Annotated in this window: 11 protein-coding genes; 7 read left to right on the top strand and 4 right to left on the bottom strand. The window is 61.7% G+C overall.

What is annotated here, in order from left to right:
- Positions 1-692: 692 nt before the first annotated feature.
- From folC to ACSQ36_RS20125, 5 genes are all read left to right on the top strand, one after another.
- Positions 693-2,015, top strand: coding sequence for a bifunctional tetrahydrofolate synthase/dihydrofolate synthase (folC, locus tag ACSQ36_RS20105; protein ID WP_436183316.1), 1,323 nt, complete (start codon positions 693-695; stop codon positions 2,013-2,015).
- Between the two features lie 35 nt (positions 2,016-2,050).
- Positions 2,051-2,932: an SPOR domain-containing protein gene (locus tag ACSQ36_RS20110; RefSeq protein ID WP_436183317.1), complete on the top strand. Its 882-nt coding sequence runs from the start codon at positions 2,051-2,053 to the stop codon at positions 2,930-2,932.
- Positions 2,933-2,938: 6 nt separating this feature from the next.
- Positions 2,939-3,475 carry a CvpA family protein gene (locus ACSQ36_RS20115; RefSeq protein WP_213766635.1) on the top strand — a complete coding sequence of 179 codons (537 nt, stop codon included), beginning with the start codon at positions 2,939-2,941 and terminating at the stop codon, positions 3,473-3,475.
- 139 nt (positions 3,476-3,614) lie between these two features.
- On the top strand, positions 3,615-5,162 hold the full coding sequence (gene purF / locus ACSQ36_RS20120) for an amidophosphoribosyltransferase (protein WP_436183318.1): 1,548 nt from the start codon (positions 3,615-3,617) through the stop codon (positions 5,160-5,162).
- Positions 5,163-5,445: 283 nt separating this feature from the next.
- A complete protein-coding gene (locus tag ACSQ36_RS20125) occupies positions 5,446-6,639 on the top strand; it encodes an O-succinylhomoserine sulfhydrylase (RefSeq protein WP_436183319.1) in 1,194 nt (397 codons plus the stop codon).
- A gap of 1,036 nt (positions 6,640-7,675) precedes the next feature.
- Here the strand turns inward: ACSQ36_RS20125 and ACSQ36_RS20130 are convergent.
- The gene (locus ACSQ36_RS20130) at positions 7,676-8,017 is read right to left on the bottom strand and encodes an FKBP-type peptidyl-prolyl cis-trans isomerase (protein ID WP_213766633.1); all 342 of its coding nucleotides are present in this window, start codon (positions 8,015-8,017) and stop codon (positions 7,676-7,678) included.
- A gap of 254 nt (positions 8,018-8,271) precedes the next feature.
- Between ACSQ36_RS20130 and ACSQ36_RS20135 the strand changes: the two genes are divergently transcribed.
- On the top strand, positions 8,272-9,429 hold the full coding sequence (locus ACSQ36_RS20135) for a sensor histidine kinase (protein ID WP_436183320.1): 1,158 nt from the start codon (positions 8,272-8,274) through the stop codon (positions 9,427-9,429).
- A gap of 61 nt (positions 9,430-9,490) precedes the next feature.
- The gene (locus ACSQ36_RS20140; RefSeq protein WP_436183321.1) at positions 9,491-10,891 is read left to right on the top strand and encodes a hemolysin family protein; all 1,401 of its coding nucleotides are present in this window, start codon (positions 9,491-9,493) and stop codon (positions 10,889-10,891) included.
- A gap of 31 nt (positions 10,892-10,922) precedes the next feature.
- On the opposite strand, the gene treY is transcribed toward ACSQ36_RS20140, so the two are convergent.
- Genes treY through treZ form a run of 3 tightly spaced genes read right to left on the bottom strand, consistent with a single transcriptional unit; the run spans position 10,923 to position 17,951 of the window.
- Positions 10,923-13,847, bottom strand: coding sequence for a malto-oligosyltrehalose synthase (treY, locus tag ACSQ36_RS20145; protein ID WP_436183322.1), 2,925 nt, complete (start codon positions 13,845-13,847; stop codon positions 10,923-10,925).
- Between the two features lie 4 nt (positions 13,848-13,851).
- On the bottom strand, positions 13,852-16,077 hold the full coding sequence (gene malQ, locus ACSQ36_RS20150) for a 4-alpha-glucanotransferase (RefSeq protein WP_436183323.1): 2,226 nt from the start codon (positions 16,075-16,077) through the stop codon (positions 13,852-13,854).
- Positions 16,074-17,951 carry a malto-oligosyltrehalose trehalohydrolase gene (treZ, locus tag ACSQ36_RS20155; RefSeq protein WP_436183324.1) on the bottom strand — a complete coding sequence of 626 codons (1,878 nt, stop codon included), beginning with the start codon at positions 17,949-17,951 and terminating at the stop codon, positions 16,074-16,076. The genes malQ and treZ overlap by 4 nt, the downstream gene beginning before the upstream one ends.
- Positions 17,952-17,964: the final 13 nt, after the last annotated feature.

The raw sequence follows: 17,964 nt of genomic DNA on the forward strand, positions 1-17,964 counted from the left end.
CCTCACACGTCTTTACTGTCATGTCTTGATGGGTTGCCCGCGTGGTCAGCGCGGCTCGGTGGGCTATACGGCCGACGCATATTTAAAGCTTCTTTTTTTGCAAATTATTTGCGTGGCCTGCGCCTTATTTTCGCCGGTCATGGCCTCACGCATTTTGCGGCCTCGTTTCCAGCAGGGTTGGCGACGTGGTTCGAGGCGCGTACACATTTGGTGGTTGGTCGTCCGCGGATAGCGCGGGGTGCCCCTTGGGCAGGTTCAATCACTGGTGGCGAAGCGTGTGGGTATCGGTGTTCGGAGAAGGAGGGTTTCACACATCCTTCGCTCTGGCGAGCACCGTGCTTTTGGGGCACCTATGAATGAAAACTGCACGCTGTGGACACTTAGGGTAGCGTGGTTGAAAGCGTTTTCTTTGCTTCGTTTCTTTGTCGCTTTGGACAAAGAAATGACGTGCCGCCACGCACAGTGGCTAATAGTGATAAAGAGAAAATCCGACTCTCGCAGACCACCACGGCCGAAAGCACCAACCCAGCATCAACCCCGACCACTAACCCAGAACCGACCAACCCGGCATAAACCCCGACCACTAACCCCGGAACCAGGCCCCCCAGCATCGACCCCGCCCACCAACGCCAAAAGCACCACCGAGCACCAACCCAGCACGACCGAGCACCAACCCCTACTCACGATCATCCATGGCGACTTCATCGTTCACCTTCCCCACCCTCGACGAGTGGCTAATCCACCTGGAATCGGCACATCCGGTCGGCATCGACATGGGTCTGACACGCATCAGCCAAGTACGCAACGCACTAGGACTAACGTTCAAATGCCCCGTGATCACGGTCGGCGGAACGAACGGCAAGGGTTCGACCTGCGCAATTATCGAAACCATCCTGGTGCGCGCGGGGTATCGCGTGGGCTGCCATACATCGCCGCACCTGCTCGACTTCAATGAGCGCGCCCGGATCAATGGCGTCGACGCCACAAACGACGAGCTGCTCGAGCATTTCGAAGCGGTCGAACAGGCGCGCATGAGCCTGGCCGAACCGGTTTCGCTGACCTATTTCGAATTCACCACGCTCGCGATCATGCGGCTGTTCGCATCGCGTGAACTGGACGCTGTGATTCTCGAAGTAGGGTTGGGCGGGCGCCTGGACGCCGTCAATATCATCGATACCGATTGCGCGATCATCACCAGCATCGATATCGACCATACGGAATATCTCGGCGACACACGCGAGAAAATCGGCTTCGAGAAAGCCGGGATTTTCCGCCCGAATACGCCCGCCATTTGCGGCGATCCCTCGCCGCCGCAGTCGTTGATCGACCACGCGAAGGCTATCGGTGCGGATCTGTGGCTGGTCGGCCGCGATTTCCGCTACGAAGCGCAAGGCGGCAACGAGCGCCAGCAGTGGAGTTATATCGGCCGGACGCAGCGGCGCTCAGCGCTTGCTTACCCGGCTTTGCGCGGTGCGAATCAACTGATCAATACATCGGCGGCGCTGGCCGCGCTCGAATCGCTGCGCGAGCGCATTCCCGTGTCTGCGCAGGATATCCGGCTGGGACTCGCGAACGTCGAGTTGCCGGGACGTTTCCAGGTCGTGCCGGGCAAGCCGCAAGTGATCCTCGATGTCGCTCACAATCCCCACGCCGCCGCCGTTTTAGCTCAGAATCTCGGCAACATGGGCTTTTTTCCCTACACCTACGCAATCTTCGGCGCGATGGGCGACAAGGACATCGCCGGGGTCGTCGAGCATTTGAAGGGTGAGATCGATCACTGGAACGTGACGGCCCTGCCGACCCCGCGCGGCGCCTCCGCTGCCATGCTGGAAGGCGTTTTACGCGATGCCGGCGTCAACGACAGTGGCGACAGCAGCGTTACACAATTCAACAGTCCGGCCGACGCTTTTCAAGATGCGTTAAAGCGAGCGTCCGAAAATGATAGAATTTTGGTTTTCGGCAGTTTCCATACGGTGGCCGGTGTAATGGCTTACCGTAAATCGCAGCGTCATTGAACGGACGGCCGGCCAGCCTCTCGCACAAGCCAACCATGTCCTTTTTCTCGTTCGGCAAGAAAGACGACGCGCCCTCGGGTCGCGACGCATACTCCGACTCCCCGCGCGGCTCGCGTCAGACCGTGCGTACCGAACGCCGGACGCGCCGCAGCGACCGTCCTGAAGCCGACGCAATGATGCTCGACCCCACCCTGCCCGAAAAGCAGCGTGCGCGGCGGCGTCTGGTCGGCGCGCTCGCGCTGGTCGCGGCGGCGGTGATCATCCTGCCAATGGTGCTGGATTCACATCCGAAGCCTGTCACCGACGACATCTCCATCGATATCCCTGCACGCCCGGCTGCACCTTTGCCCAAGACGAGTCATAACGACGCGACGGATGCCGGGGCGGTTGATTCGTCAGCGGATACGCAAGCCGGCGTAGCGCCGGACGGTCCTGCAGCGGCTCCGGACAATGCAGCGGCGGTGGCTTCAAAGCCCGGCTCAAAACCTGATTCGAAGCAAGCTTCTAAACCGGTAGAAACGCAAGCGCAGGCCAAGGCCGCCGCGCCGCAGCCCGAAGCGAAGCCAGTGGCGCCGCCGCCGGCAGCAATAGCTGCCAAGCCGCCCGCGGAAGCGCCTGCGGCCACAGCAGCAACCCCGAAACCGAACACGCCGGCCTCCCCGGCGGGAAGCCGTTTTGTGGTCCAGATCGGCACTTTCGACGATGACACCGCAGCCCAGGGCTGGGTGACCAAGTTGAAGGCGGCGGGAGTGCCCGCATATATCGAACATCGGAAACAGGCTGACGGCACCACTCGCACGCTGTTGCGTGCCGGACCGTTCGCCGACCGGGCGGCTGCATCGGCGGCGCTGGTCAAGGTGCGGCAAGCCGGACTGGGCAGCGGCAGCGGTGGCAGCAATAACGCGTCGGCGAACTAGCTGTAGATGTTTACGAGTTTCGACTACGCGGTGATGGCCGTGATCGGCCTCTCCGCGCTGCGCGGCATGTGGCGCGGCCTGCTGGCCGAAGTGTTCGGCCTGATCGGCTGGATCGCGGCGCTGTTGATCGCGGGGCGGTTTGTCGGGGCGGTCGTGCCGTACATTCCGGCGCACTGGCCGGGCGGGGCGCTGACGCAGTGGCTGATTGCATTTTTGCTGATTGTCGCGGGTGTGCTGGTGGTGTCGAGCGTGGCTGGCGCGTTGCTGACGCGCGTGACCGAAGTGGTCGGGCTGCGCGGTATCGACCGGTCGCTTGGACTTTTGTTCGGCCTCGTGAGAGGGGCCATTCTGGTAGTGATCCTGGTCGCCCTCGCGGGCTTGACCGAGCTGCCGCAACACGATTTCTGGCGTAACGCGTTGTTCCGGCCCGCGGCCGAACAGGGCGTGCGAGAACTGAAACCGCTGCTTCCCGATACGCTCGCCGCGTACCTGCGCACCACGCCGGACGGCTCGCAAGATCCGCCCGCCACGCCTGCGCAATGACGTCCTGGCCCGCTACCCGAGAATCCCGCGACGGCTCGGCGCAATACCCTGCAGTCTTTGTCCCCCCGTCAGGGGCTGTCTGCATTCGTTGCACCGATACGCCTTTTGGACCCGTTTCGACTCTTTGAAGGACCATGCCATGTGCGGCATCGTAGGCGTAGTTTCCCAGACTCCCGTTAATCAGTTGATTTATGACAGCTTGCTGCTGCTGCAGCATCGCGGACAAGACGCGGCTGGCATTGCGACGGCTGACGGCAATAACTTCCACATGCATAAGGCCAATGGCATGGTGCGCGACGTGTTCCGCACGCGCAACATGCGCAGCCTGCCGGGTAATGTCGGCATTGGCCAGGTGCGGTATCCGACAGCCGGAAATGCGGCGAGCGAGGAAGAAGCCCAGCCGTTCTACGTGAACGCGCCATTCGGCATCATCCTCGCCCATAACGGCAACCTGACCAACTGGCCGCAGTTGAAGGAAGAGATGTTCCGGATCGATCGCCGGCACATCAACACCGCGTCGGACACCGAAGTCCTGCTCAACGTCTTCGCCCATGAATTGCAGTTGTCCAGCTCCGGCCTGGAACTCGATCCGGCCGCGCTGTTCAAGGCGGTGAGCGGTGTGCATCGGCGGGTGAAGGGTTCGTACGCCATCGTTTCGCTGATCGCGGGTTACGGCCTTGTGGCTTTCCGTGATCCGTTCGGTATCCGTCCGCTGGTGCTCGGCAAGCAGGAAACCGCGACGGGCGTGGAGTGGATGGTGGCGTCGGAATCGGTGGCGGTTGAAGGTATCGGCTTCGAGTTCGTGCGTGATGTAGAGCCGGGCGAAGCCATTTTCATCGATAACGACGGCAACCTGCACAGCCAGCAATGTGCCGAGAACCCGAGCCTGAACCCCTGCATCTTCGAACTCGTGTATCTCGCACGTCCCGATTCGTGCCTCGACGGCGTGCCGGTCTACAACGCGCGCCTGCGCATGGGCGATTACCTCGCCGAGAAGATCAAGCGCGTGCTGCCGGACGTGCCTATCGACGTGGTGATGCCGATTCCGGATTCATCGCGTCCCGCCGCCATGCAAGTGGCCGCGAAACTGGGCGTGGAGTATCGCGAAGGGTTCTTCAAGAATCGCTATGTAGGCCGCACCTTCATCATGCCGGGCCAGGCTGTGCGTAAGAAATCGGTGCGCCAGAAACTCAACGCCATGGCGATCGAGTTCAAAGGCAAGAACGTGCTGATCGTCGATGACTCCATCGTGCGCGGTACGACATCGCATGAAATCGTGCAGATGGCGCGCGATGCAGGCGCCGCCAAGGTGATCTTCGCGTCCGCTGCGCCGCCGGTGAAGTTCCCGAACGTATACGGCATTGACATGCCTACGCGCGGCGAACTGGTCGCGCATGGCCGAACGGACGAGGAAGTGGCGCGCATGATCGGCGCGGATCATCTGGTGTATCAGGATGTGGCCGATCTGAAGCAGGCGATTCGCGACATCAATCCGGCGCTGCGTGAATTCGATGCTTCATGCTTCGATGGCAACTACATCACTGGCGATATTGACTCGGCGTATCTGGATCGGCTGGAGAAGGCACGTCTTGCGCCGCAAGCGCAGTCGGATCGTGATGCAGCGAGCGAAGCGATGGAAGGTGATGTATCGCGCTCGCAGTTGCACTTGCAGTTGTCGGTGGAGTGACCACGCAAGGAAACGCGTGACAGTCGTGATAGGATTGGGTTTGCGTCGATTTGAGATCAGCTTGCGGACGCGGGTTTTGATGAACGGGCCAGATGTCTAGCCTGAGTCGGAACCCGAAACAGCTAAAGCGAACCGGTGGGAATCTGAACCACGCACCGGCGACGCTACAGGCTTTTCCGCACCGAGCCCGCTCATGCTGACGCAGAAGCGGGCTTTTTTGCGTCCCGGTTTCTGGCCGGGTCACCATGAATAGAAGTGAATGGAAAGAATGGAAAACACGAACATGGACGAAAACCTCAACTTCGATACGCTCGCCGTTCGCGCAGGCACGCTGCGCAGTGACTTCAACGAGCACTCAGAAGCGATTTTCCTGACGTCGAGCTTTGTGTTCGAGAGCGCCGCGCATGCCGCGGAGAGCTTCAAGAACTCCGAAGAGGCTTACACGTACTCGCGCTTCACGAACCCGACCGTCGCGATGTTCCAGAACCGCCTGGCGGCACTGGAAGGCGGCGAGGCGTGCATGGCGACGGCGTCAGGCATGGCCGCGATCATGTCGGTGGTGATGTGCTCGATGCAGCAGGGCGACCATCTGGTCAGTTCGAAGAGTTTGTTCGGATCGACGATCGGGATGTTCTCGCAGATTTTCACGAAGTTTGGGATCACGACCACATTCGTCGATGCCACCAATCTTGATGAATGGCGAGCCGCCGTGCGTCCCGAGACGAAGATGTTTTTCCTTGAGACGCCGTCGAATCCGCTGACCGAGATCGCGGACATCGAGGCGATCGGGAAGATTTCGAAGGAAGTGGGGGCGTTGTTTGTCGTCGATAACTGTTTCTGTAGCCCGGCGCTGCAGCAGCCGCTGAAGCTTGGCGCGGATGTCGTGATGCATTCGGCGACCAAGTTCCTCGATGGTCAGGGGCGCGTGCTTGGTGGCGCGCTGGTCGGCTCCAAGCAGTTCATCATGGAGAAAGTGTTTCCGTTCGTGCGCAGTGCAGGGCCGACGTTGTCCGCGTTCAATGCGTGGGTGTTGCTGAAGGGGATGGAGACGCTGTCGTTGCGGGTGGAGAAGCAGTCGGCAAATGCGCTGGAAATCGCCCGCTGGCTCGAGACGCATCCGGCCATCAAGCGCGTGTTTTATCCGGGGCTGGAATCGCATCCGCAATACGCGATTGCGAAGAAGCAGCAGAAGGCGGGTGGGGCGATCGTGTCGTTCGAGCTGAAGGGCGAGACGCGTGAAGAGCAGCGTGCGAATGCGTGGCGCGTGATTGACGCGGTCAAGATCTGTTCGATCACCGGCAATCTTGGGGATACGCGCACGACCATTACCCATCCGTCGACGACCACGCATGGGCGGTTGACGCCGGAGGTGCGGGAAGCAGCGGGGATTCGCGAAGGGTTGATCCGGCTGGCGGTGGGGCTGGAAAATGCTGGGGATATTCGAGGGGATTTGGCGCGCGGGTTAAATAGCCAGTAATTTTCGTTCGCACTCGATTGGACGGTTCTGGGTTAGCGGCCGGGGTGGGGTGGTCGGTTCTGGGCTAGTGGTCGGGGTCTATGCCGGGTTGGTGCTTTTGGCCTTAGTGGTCTGCGAGAGTCGGATATTCTCTTTATCACTATTAGCCACTGTGCGTGGCGGCACGTCATTTCTTTGTCCAAAGCGACAAAGAAACGAAGCAAAGAAAGCGCTTTTAAACCACGCTACCCTAAGTGTCCACAGCGTGCAGTTTCTATTCATGGGTGCCCCAAAAGCACGGTGCTCGCCAGAGCCACGGATGTGTGAAACCCTCCTTCTCCGAACACGGATACCCACACGCTTCGCCACCAGTGATTGAACCTGCCCAAGGGACACCCCGCGCTATCCGCGGACGACCGCCCGCCGAATTTGTGCGCATCTCGAACCACGTAGCCAACCCTCCTGGAAACGAAGCCGCAAAATGCGTGGGGCTATGACCGGCGAAGATAAGGCGCAGGCCACGCAAATAATCTGCAAAAAAGAAGCTTTAAATATGGGTCGGCCGTATAGCCCACCGAGCCGCGCTGACCACGCGGGCAACCCACCAAGACATGACAGTAAAGACGTGTGAGGCCGTACCGGTTCCTTGGCAAAGGTGCTTGCCCGAGAGCGTACGGGGCGAAGCGTGTTCGTGTCAGGATTCGCGAGAAGGAGGGGTTCAAACATCGGTGGTTCTGGCGAGCACCGTGCTTTTGGGGCACCCATGAATGAAAACTGCACGCTGTGGACACTTAGGGTAGCGTGGTTGAAAGCGTTTTCTTTGCTTCGTTTCTTTGTCGCTTTGGACAAAGAAATGACGTGCCGCCACGCACAGTGGCTAATAGTGATAAAGAGAAAATCCGACTCACGCAGACCACTAAGGCCGAAAGCAGCAACCCGGCACTGACCCCGACCACTAACCCCAGAACCTGGCACCCCGGCACACACGTCAACCCCGCCCCAGAACCCCGCCCGCCCCCGCCCAATCGAGTGCGAACGGAATCCCCGCCTTGAATCTTTAAACCTCGAGCAATTCCACTTCAAATACCAGCGTCGCATTCGGCGGAATCACCCCACCGGCGCCGCGCACGCCATAACCGAGTTGCGGCGGAATGGTCAACTTGCGCTTCCCGCCTACCTTCATCCCCTGCACACCTTCATCCCATCCCTTGATGACCATGCCGCCGCCGAGTACAAATGCGAACGGATCATTACGGTCGTGGCTGGAATCGAACTTCTGGCCGTCCGTGAGCCAGCCCGTGTAATGTACGCTCACCGACTTGCCGGCAACAGCTTCAGCGCCTTCGCCTTCCGTCAAATCTTCATACTTGAGCCCTGAGTCGGTCGTCACGATCGCCATGTAACACTCCTTGTAAAGGCCGGCACCGCCGGCGGGATCTAAAACCGGTATTGTAGGGCTTTCGGGTGGCATCGTTACATCCGGCGAAGCATGTACGAGGTTTGCTGCACGACCTGGCCAATATCTCGCAAATGGGAGAGGAGGGGCGGCCAGCCCCAAACGGAAAGCCCGGAAGCACTCTCCTATAATGGCTGGTCATCTCGATAACACCGGGCAAGATACTCGCATTCATCAACGCTCAAGGATTTCCCATCGTGACAACGTCTTTCTCCGGCACGGTCGACACGGGGCGCGTTCCCCGTCCTGAAGCGCCGGTCGCGGGCACGGACGGCGTGCTCGTGCTGGATACCGCGCAGCGCTGTCTGTCAGCCGATACCGTCTTTGCACATCTGTTCGATCTCGACGCGAGCTCAATCGAAGGGCGTGCTCTCGCCGATACCGCCTTACCCAAACCCCTGATCGCCGTGCTCGCCGAAGCTGCCGACGCCGCTCTTGCCGCCGGCAGCGTGCGGCGTGCGAAGGTACGTATTGATGAGGGGGAGAGCGCGCCGTCAAGATTGCGTTCGTTCGCCATCCTCGCGCTGCCCGGCAGCATCGGCCGGGCCGATACGGTGTCGTTGATCGTTTCGCCGTGCAGCCCTGGAATACCAACGGAAACCAAGCCCGGACAAGCCGATGAGCGCACCGCGCATCTGCGTGCCGAAGCAGCGTTGTTCATGCGCGATCACGTGCTCGGGCTTGTGTCGCATGATCTGCGCGGTCCCTTGAACGCCATCCACAGCTGGGGCTACGTGCTGGAGCGCAAAGTCGATACCGCCGATGCCCCTGCCCAACGCGCGCTCACCGGGATTCGCTCCGGCGTGGAGCAGCAGGTGAAGCTGATCGAGCAATTCATCGATACCACCCGCGCCGAGACCAAAACGCTGGCGCTCGACCGCGCACCGTTCGCGCTGCGGCACCTGATGGACGAGAGCGCATCCCAAGCGCGCGCAAGCCTGGCGAGCGCGCGGCAGGTCACGCTGCACGTCGAATCCGCGCTGGTGGAGGAGCAGATCAGCGCCGACGGCGAACGTCTCGCCCAAGCGCTCTGGCTGATGCTTGCGTTCGCCGCCGAGGCAAGTGCGGCGGGATCGAAGGTGGTGTTGAACGGCCTGGCGGAGGGCGGCGCGTTCAGCGCGGTCGCCACGTTCACCGCATCGCAGACAGCGCTTTTGGATCCTGACGTTCCCCACGTGCTTGAGGCGTTTGCCCGCAATCAGGCAACGTTGCCACGGGAAGCCGTGCGGATCGCGTGGGTACTTGCCCTGTGCAAACGCGTGGCTGAAGCGCACGGCGGCACGTTCGAACACGACGATCTCACCGATGGCGCCGCCGTTGCGCTCAGGTTTCGCGTGCCGTTGAGCGCCACCTGATTTAACTTTCGGTCAGCTTGCACCTCTATACTGGCGGTTTCATTTTGTGGAGCAGGTTGCTTTGAATCAGGTTGTCGCGCTAATTGGTGCCTTGTTACTCGTCGCGTTGAACGGGTTTTTCGTCGCGGCCGAGTTCGGACTCGTCAAACTGCGCGCCACGCGCGTTCAGGCAATCGCACGGTCGAACGGTTTGCCCGGCCGCTTGCTGGCCAAGGTCCATGGCAAGCTCGACGCGTATTTGTCGGCGTGTCAGCTCGGCATTACGCTGGCGTCGCTCGGGCTTGGCTGGCTGGGTGAACCGGCATTCGCCGAATTGCTGCACCCGTTGTTCGCGCTTGCGGGTATCGAATCGGTCAAGCTGATTGATGCGGTCTCGCTGTTCTTCGCGTTCTCTTGCATTTCGTTCCTGCATATCGTGGTGGGTGAACTCGCGCCGAAATCGTGGGCAATCCGGCGCGCGGAACAGGTCGGCCTGTGGGTCGCCATGCCGCTCTACGGTTTCTATTGGGCAATGTACCCGTTCATCTGGGTGCTGAATTCGAGCGCGAATTTCGTGTTGCGGTTGTTCGGACTCGGAACCGGACATGGCGACGACGCTCACTATTCCACCGACGAACTCAAGTTGATCCTGCGTGGCCGGCGCCTGAGCGGGGCATCGACGGCTGCGTTGCCAGACACAATCGGGACTGCCGGGTCTGCCTATAACGCCGATGAATGGAACACGATCGCCCATTCGCTCGATTTCAGCCGCATGACGGTCTCGGACCTGATGCGGCCGAACCACGAGATGGTCGGCCTGCGCAACGACCTGCCCATGCGCGACAACATGCAGGTGATCGCGCGCCACCGTTTCAGCCGCTATCCCCTTTTCGCCGATGCCTCCGGCGAACACGTGCTCGGCATGATTCACCTCAAGGACTTGCTGCTCGCACGCAATGGCGCCGGGCGCGGCCTGCTGCAAGGCCTGACGCGGCAGGACACGTTGCAGGACGAACTGGCCAGGCATGTGCGGCCGGTGCAATACGTGGCGGGGAATCTATCGGCGCTTGAACTGTTCCGCCGGTTTCGCAAGGGCGCGCCGCACTTTGCACTGGTCGGGCGCAAGGGGCAAAAACCAATAGGCTTTCTGACGCTGGATAACCTGCTGGGTGCGCTCGTCGGCCAGATTCACGATGAGTTTCGTCAAGGCGACGCAGACTGGTCGCGCATGGACGATGGCACGCTGATGGGCAAGGGCAGCTTGCCGGTGGTGTCGCTGGAACGGGCGTTGGGGATTGATATCGATGAAGGGCAGGCGGAATCTGTCGGCGGACTCGTGATCAACGCGCTGGGCGACCTGCCGAGCGAAGGGCAACGGGTCGGCTTCGATCGATTCGATATCGTGGTGAAGAAGATGAACGGGCCTCGCATCGTGCTTGTGCGCGTGTATCCGCATGAAGAGGTGACGCAGGAAGCGGAGTGATCTTCACCCCGCCTTGGGGCCTTAAGCCACTTCAAACCCGCGGCACCCCTTCCTCCATCAGCAATGCCACAGGCATCGACGCCAGCGCGTCACGCATGAATAAACGCTGGCCATCCGACTTCGGCGCGTTCGGGCTCAGCCAGTCGAACAACGCACGTGAAGCCAGCGCTTCTGGCAACAGGATTGCTGTATCGCCCCAATGTGCAGCATCCACCAGCGGCAGGCCGGTATTATTCTCAGCCAGCAGCGAGTCGGCCAGCCTTGTCGCGATCACCACCGCGTACGCGCTGCCCGCATGCCGCGCAAACGCAATCACGCTGTCCGCGTGCGCGCCTTCCACCTTCAGCGGAACATAAGCGCCCTTCTCGAATAGCGAATGCGCATGCGTCCGCAATGCCAGCGCGCGCCGCACAATACCCAGCTTCACCCGGCCATCGCGCCAGTTCTTCAATTGCTCCGATGGCGCCCCCTCAGCCTCGCCTTCACTTAACCACGCGCGTCGTTGCTCGAAGTCGACCGGCCGTCGGTTATCGGGATCGACGAGACTGAAATCCCATAGTTCGGTCCCCTGATAAAGATCCGGCACGCCCGGCGATGTCAGCCGCAACAACGTCTGCTGGAAACTATTGATCGCGCCGGTCCGCGCGACACGTTCGACGAACGCCGGCAACTCGCCGAGGAAACCATCGCGGCGTTGCGGCGCGAGGATATCGAAGAGAAAATCGCGGCACGCATTCTCGTACGCTTCATCGGGCGCGAACCAGCTCGTGCGTAACTTGGCTTCACGCAGCGCCTTCAACTGCCACGCGCTTACGCGTTCGGCGAGTTCTTTCACGCCGTCCTGGTCGTCGGGAGAGAGCGTCGGCGGCCAGCAGCCGACCAGCGTCTGATACAACATGGCTTCGGCGGCCGCGCCCGGCGCCCAGTCGTGTTCATCGCCGTTCAGCGCTCGTCGATGCGGCGTGTTCAACGTCGACCAGCTTCGCAACGTCGCGGCCCATTCATCGGGAATCTCGCTCAATCCCGCGATCCGCGCGCGCACGTCTTCGCCGCGTTTGTGATCGTGAGTCGCGGTGTTGAGCATCGCGTTCGGGAAGCGTTTGGCACGTTCGAGATTGCCTGCGTGGAACGCGTCGACCGACAACGAGAACTCGCCCGGATCGGCACCCACTTCGTTGCGCGAGATCAGCCGGCCGTATCGATAACACGCGGTGTCTTCAATCGCCTTGGCGGCCACCGGCGAAGTTAGTTGGGAGAACAGAGTTTGTGCGTTTCGTCGATGTGAACCGCTGGAGTTCGAGCCGGCGCTGTTCGCTTGCAGATTCTGGTTAGGTACGCTAGCGGACTGACGATCGCGATCCCGATCCCGGCCGCGATCGAGCAAGCGCTCGCGGTCACGAGGTTTCTCTTCGACGGCATCGTCACCGCCCGGACCGCCGAGCCACTGCGCGACCTGATCGAGGATGACAAAATCGGCGGGCGCCAGCGCGGCTTTGGCGCCTTGATATGCCTGCGAGAAAAAGCGTTCATCTTCCTCGCTGCGCTGACCACCGACGGGATAGATCCGGTACACCGGAAAGTGCACCACGAGTTCAGCCACGACCCGGCGCAACGATGAATACGTGAAGTCGCGGGTGACGGGGGTATCGCGGGCGATCCGATGCAACGCTCGCGCCACGCGGTCGAGTTCGGCGGACAAGTTCTCCGACAGTATCTTGCGCCGCGCGGCTTCGGCTTCAATGGCAAAGTCCGCCGGACGTCCAGACAATTCGGCCCAGCTTTTTGCCAGTGGTTCGGCGCCGCGCGGATCGTGCAGCAACGCGCCGACGTCGTTCATGAAGTCGTAGCCGGTGGTGCCGTCGATACGCCAGTCGTCACGCACGGGTTCGCCGCGTGCGAGGATTTTTTCGACGACGAAATACGTGCGGTCCTGCTTCAGATTCTCCGGCCGATGTTCCGCGAGTTCTTCAAGCCGGCCACGCAAGCGCTGGCAATATTCACGCGGTTCGGCGAGGCCATCGACGTGATCGATCCGCACGCCGTCGATCAGCCCTTCGGTAAACAACCGGAAAATCAGCGCATGCGATGCCTCGAATACTTCGGGGCGCTCGACGCGCATGCCGCCGAGCGTGCTGACGTCGAAGAAACGCCGCCAGTTCACTTCGTCGGCGGCAGTGCGCCACCAGGCGAGCCGGTAATGCTGACGCTCCAGCAGCCGATGCAAACGGTCGCGGCCAGTGGGGTTATCGCCGGAATGGGCTTGCACGGCGGTGTCTACAGCTCGCTTACCCTCAGCCGTTGCCGCGTACTCTTTTAAAGCCGCCCGCGCTTCGTCGGCGCGCGGCTGGTCGCCCGGTTGCGTGGACAGACCCGTGAAGCGCTGCGCCATCTCGGGCGCGTAGTCCTGCAACACCGACGTGTAGTCGAGCGGACTCACCGGAAACGTGTGCGCGTAGTACTCGATCTTGAAGCGGCCCTGGTCGGCGTCGAATACCAGCTTGATCTTGCCGTCCTGCAATTCCTCGCCATACGCCGCGCCCAGGAACGGGGCGAGCACTTTGCCGCGCAACGCGGGATCGGGCGAATGCCAGTCGATGTCGAAATAGCGCGCATGCGCCGCGTGGCGTCCCCATTCCAGGATGTCCATCCACCAGAGGTTTTCCGATCCGCCCACGCCCATGTGATTCGGCACCACGTCCACGATCACCCCCATCTCGTGCGCGCGCAGCTTGTCGACGAAACGCCTCAAGCCTTCTTCACCGCCGAGTTCCGGATTGACGCGAGTGTAGTCCACCGTGTCGTAGCCGTGCGTCGAGCCGCTGGTCGCGGTCGTGATCGGCGATAAATACGCGTGGCTGATTCCGAGCGCAGCCATGTAGTCGACCTGGCGCGCGGCGTCGTCGAAGGTGAAATCCTTGTGTAGCTGCAGCCGGAGCGTGGAGCGTGGAACGGTCATGGTCTCAGTCGGTGGGTGAAGCGTTATGCGTGGCCGCCTTCGTCTGGGCGGATTTTTGCCGGGCCTGATCGACCGCGAGCAGGCGGTCGACGAACGAATCGTCATCGAAGAGTTCGGATACGGGTACAGCCAGCCGCCGGCGCCAGTTCGGATGCTCGTCGATGGAACCGGGCAGGTTCGGCATCTCGGCGAGCGCGAGCAGGTCTTCCAGCGGGTAAATGGCGAGCGGCGCGGGCGTGGACGCCACGAACGCGAGCGCTTCGTCTACGGGTGCGGTTTGCGGGGAAATATCGGCGGCCACGGAGATATCGGGCGCGGCGACACCGGCTTCCTGAAACGCAGACCACAGCAATTTACGATCCTCGCCTCGCTCCACCTGGGCGATCTCGACAGGATCTTGCCCGTCCGCTCGCGCGGCCGTCTGCCCGATCTTCGCGCGCCACACAATGTCCTCGCCGATCCACCAGCCGGTGACCGTCGGCAAGTCGTGGGTGGTGGTGGTTGCGGCCACGTCGTGATCCCAGTCGGCCGGCGCCTTGAAGCCCGGGCCTTTTTCCGCGCGTTCAAACCAGAGCACGCGGATGCCGAGCAGGCCGTGTTCCTGCAAGCGTTCGCGGAAGCCGGGCGGAACCGTGCCGAGATCCTCGCCGATCACGATGGCTTTATGCCGCCACGATTCGAGCGCGATCAGCCGCAACAGGTCGTCGAGCGGATAACGCAGGTAGGCGCCGTTCTTCGCACTTTCGCCGTCGGGCACGAGCCATAGACGCCGCAAGCCGAGAATGTGATCGATACGAATGCCGCCCGCGAGCGTGAACGCGGCACGCAGCATATCGATGAACGCTGAAAAGCCCTGCGTGCGCATGGCGCGCGGGGAAAACGTGGTGAGGCCCCACGATTGACCGGCCTGGTTGAACAGATCGGGCGGCGCGCCGACTGACACGCCTTGCAGCATTTCATCCCGATACGACCACGCGTGGCTGCCCGCGCTGTCGCAGCCCACGGCCAGATCGGCTATCAAGCCAATCGCCATGCCCGAGTCGCGTGCGACGTGTTGCGCATGCGACAAGCCCTTGGCCGCGAGCCATTGCGCGAAGAGGAAAAAATCGACTTCGTCTTTATGCGCGGCGGCGAATTCCGCGACGGCCGCGCTGCGCGGATCGCTTAGTTCACCGGCCCAGTTGCGCCAGTGGCCTTCGTTGGCTTCCTTCAATTGCGTTGCCTGCAGCGCCTCGAAGCGCGCGTGATCTTCCAGCGCGCGTCCGCCGCGTTTCACGAAGCGGGCGAAATCCTTGTGCAACGTGTCGTTTTCGTGAGCACTGAGTTGCGCGTTGAACTGCGCGAACAACGCGCGCAGCACGGCCAGTTTCGCGGTCACCACGCGCGGCCAGTCGATCAGCTGCAGCGCCTCGAGTTCGGCGAATTCATCGGCGACACCGGCTGTTTTTATTGCCGCTTGTGCCGCTTCCACGCCCAGCACCGCTGCCGGATCAATGTGCGCGATGTTCAGAAACAGTCGCGATGAAGGCGAGTACGGGCTGAATTTATTCGGCTCTGCGCTGAACATCGCGTGCATCGGGCTGATCGCGATTGCGTGGCTGCCGCGCTGCGCGCTTTCTGACGCAAGCGTCGCGAGCGCGGAGAAGTCGCCCACACCGCCGTCGCCCACGCGCCGCAAGCCGTACACCTGCGCGGCCATGCCCCACATCGGCGGGGTTGCCTGCATGCTGGGCTGGAGCGCGTGCCAGGCATCGTCGACGGTGTAGCAGCGCGGCGGCGCCACCGCGAGCGTCGTGCGCTGCTCATTGATCACCAGCGTGTGATAGCCCGGCTCGGAGATCGGCGAGAGCAATGCGGTAGCCCCTTTCGGCGACGTAAACCGCCCGTCGATGACCGCGCCGCTTTCCAGTTCGATCCGATACCGCGCGCCGGATTTCACGGCCGCCATCGGCAGAGCAATGGCGCGATCGATCTCCGCGGTCATCAACGGCGGCAACTTGCGCCCGGACAATTCCGCATCGAGCGTCGCTGCGCTCTGCTTGAGTTGCGTGGGATTGTCACAGGGCAGGCCGAGGCGTTCCAGCAGCACTTTCAGCGTCTCTTCCGGCACGCGCTGGATCTGCTTGTGCGCGTCCCGCCACTCGACCTCGAAACCGGCCTTAGTCGCGAGTGCTTCGATAGCGCTGGGGGTTTTATCCGGCGTAGCCGGGGTATTGAGGGTCGTGCTCACGAGGTTTTCCCCGAAGCTTTGACGCGGCGTGCGTCATGATTGAATGCGGCATCGGCGAAATCGCCCGTCAGCCACGCGATAAAAGTCTCTGCACCCAGCTCGCCGCGATCCGCCGCGTCGCGGGCCCGGGCCGGCGTTTCGAATACGACCTTGCCCGGCGGATGGCCGGTGAGTGGCACGGCTTGCTTGCCCAGATTGAGCGCGACGGAATAGGTGCTGCCGTCGCCGAGCCGCCAGTTTGCCAGCACGGCTTTCTCTCCGATCACCTTGGCGCCGAGCGCCTTCGCATTCTTCAGGTGAGGCATCAGCAGCTTGGTGCGCACAGCCAGCGCCGAGCGATAGAAGTGCAGCCAGTCGTTGTGATCGGCGGGTTGCTTGCTTTCATCGGGCGACGACATCCTGAAGGTCTCGATGGCGTTGGGATCGGGAATCTGCGCGCGGCGTTTTTCGTCGGTGAAAGCGGAGAACTTCGCAAATTCCTTACGACGCCCTTCACGCACGGCATCGGCGAGTTCATCGTGGTAATCGGTGAAAAACAGGAATGGCTGCGTGGAACCGTACTGCTCTTCCATGAACAGCATCGGGATTTGCGGTGTGAGAAGCATCAGGCCGGTTGCGGCGTAGAGCGAGTCTTCGCTGCACAACGAGCGCAAGCGCTCGCCCATTGCACGGTTGCCGACCTGATCGTGGTTTTGCAAAAACATCACGAAAGCCGTGGGCGGCAAGCCAGCGCTCGGTTCGCCGCGCGGCCGGCCGTCGTGGATGGGCGAGGGCTCGCCTTGATACACGAAACCCTCGCTCAGCACGCGCGCGAGCTTCTGGATCGGTTGGTCGCTGTAGGCGCTGTAGTAACTTTCGTCCTCGCCGGTTAGCAGGACGTGGAGCGTGTTGTGTGAGTCGTCGCTCCATTGCGCGTTGAAATGCGATTCGAGCAGGTTCGATGTGTTGTGCTCGTTCTCCAGCACCAGATGCACATGTCGGCCCGGTTCCACGGACGAACGTACGCGCTCCGACAGTTCGCGCAACCATTCGTCGTCGTTGATGGCGTGGACGGCGTCGAGGCGCAGGCCATCGAAACGATATTCCTTGAGCCAGTACAGCGCGTTGTCGAAGAAAAAGTCGCGCACTTGCGGACGTTCGAAATCGATCGCCGGACCCCACGGCGTATTCACGCCTTCGCGAAAGAACGGCTTGGCGTAGGTGCTCAGATAGTTGCCGTCCGGTCCGAAATGGTTATAGACCACGTCGAGGAAGACCATCAGGCCGAAGCCATGCGCGGTGTCGATGAGTGTCTTCAGTTCGTCAGGCGTACCGTAGGCCGAATCGGGTGCGTAGGGCAGCACGCCGTCGTAACCCCAATTGCGGCTGCCGCTGAAGTCGTTGAGCGGCATCAGTTCAATGGCCGTCACGCCGAGATGCGCGAACTCCTTCAGGCGGCGCGTCACACCGGCATAACCGCCCAGCGCGCCCACATGGACTTCGTAAAGCACGGTTTCTTCCCACGGCCGGCCATGCCAGTTCGTGTTTTCCCAGCGATACACACGCGGATCGATCACTTCGCTCGGACCATGGACGTCGTCGGGCTGGAAACGGGAGGCCGGATCGGGCACGGCCAGATCCGCATTGATCCGATACCGGTAACGCGTGCCCGCGCCGCCTACGGCCAGCGCTTCGAACCAGCCGTCGGCGGTTGGGGTCATGTCGATGAGCGTGGTGGCCGCGCTCTCTTCATCAGGGTAGAGCTCCAGTTGCACAGCCGTAAGCGAAGGCGCCCAGAAGCGATAACGCGTATGTCCGGCATCGGTGAGATGAGCGCCGAAGGGCAGGCAATAGGCATGGTGACGCTTGTGCGGATCGATCGGGGTTTCGGACATGATGTGTGTGGCC

The organism is Caballeronia sp. LjRoot34 (assembly GCF_964253815.1).
Taxonomy (GTDB): Bacteria; Pseudomonadota; Gammaproteobacteria; order Burkholderiales; family Burkholderiaceae; genus Caballeronia.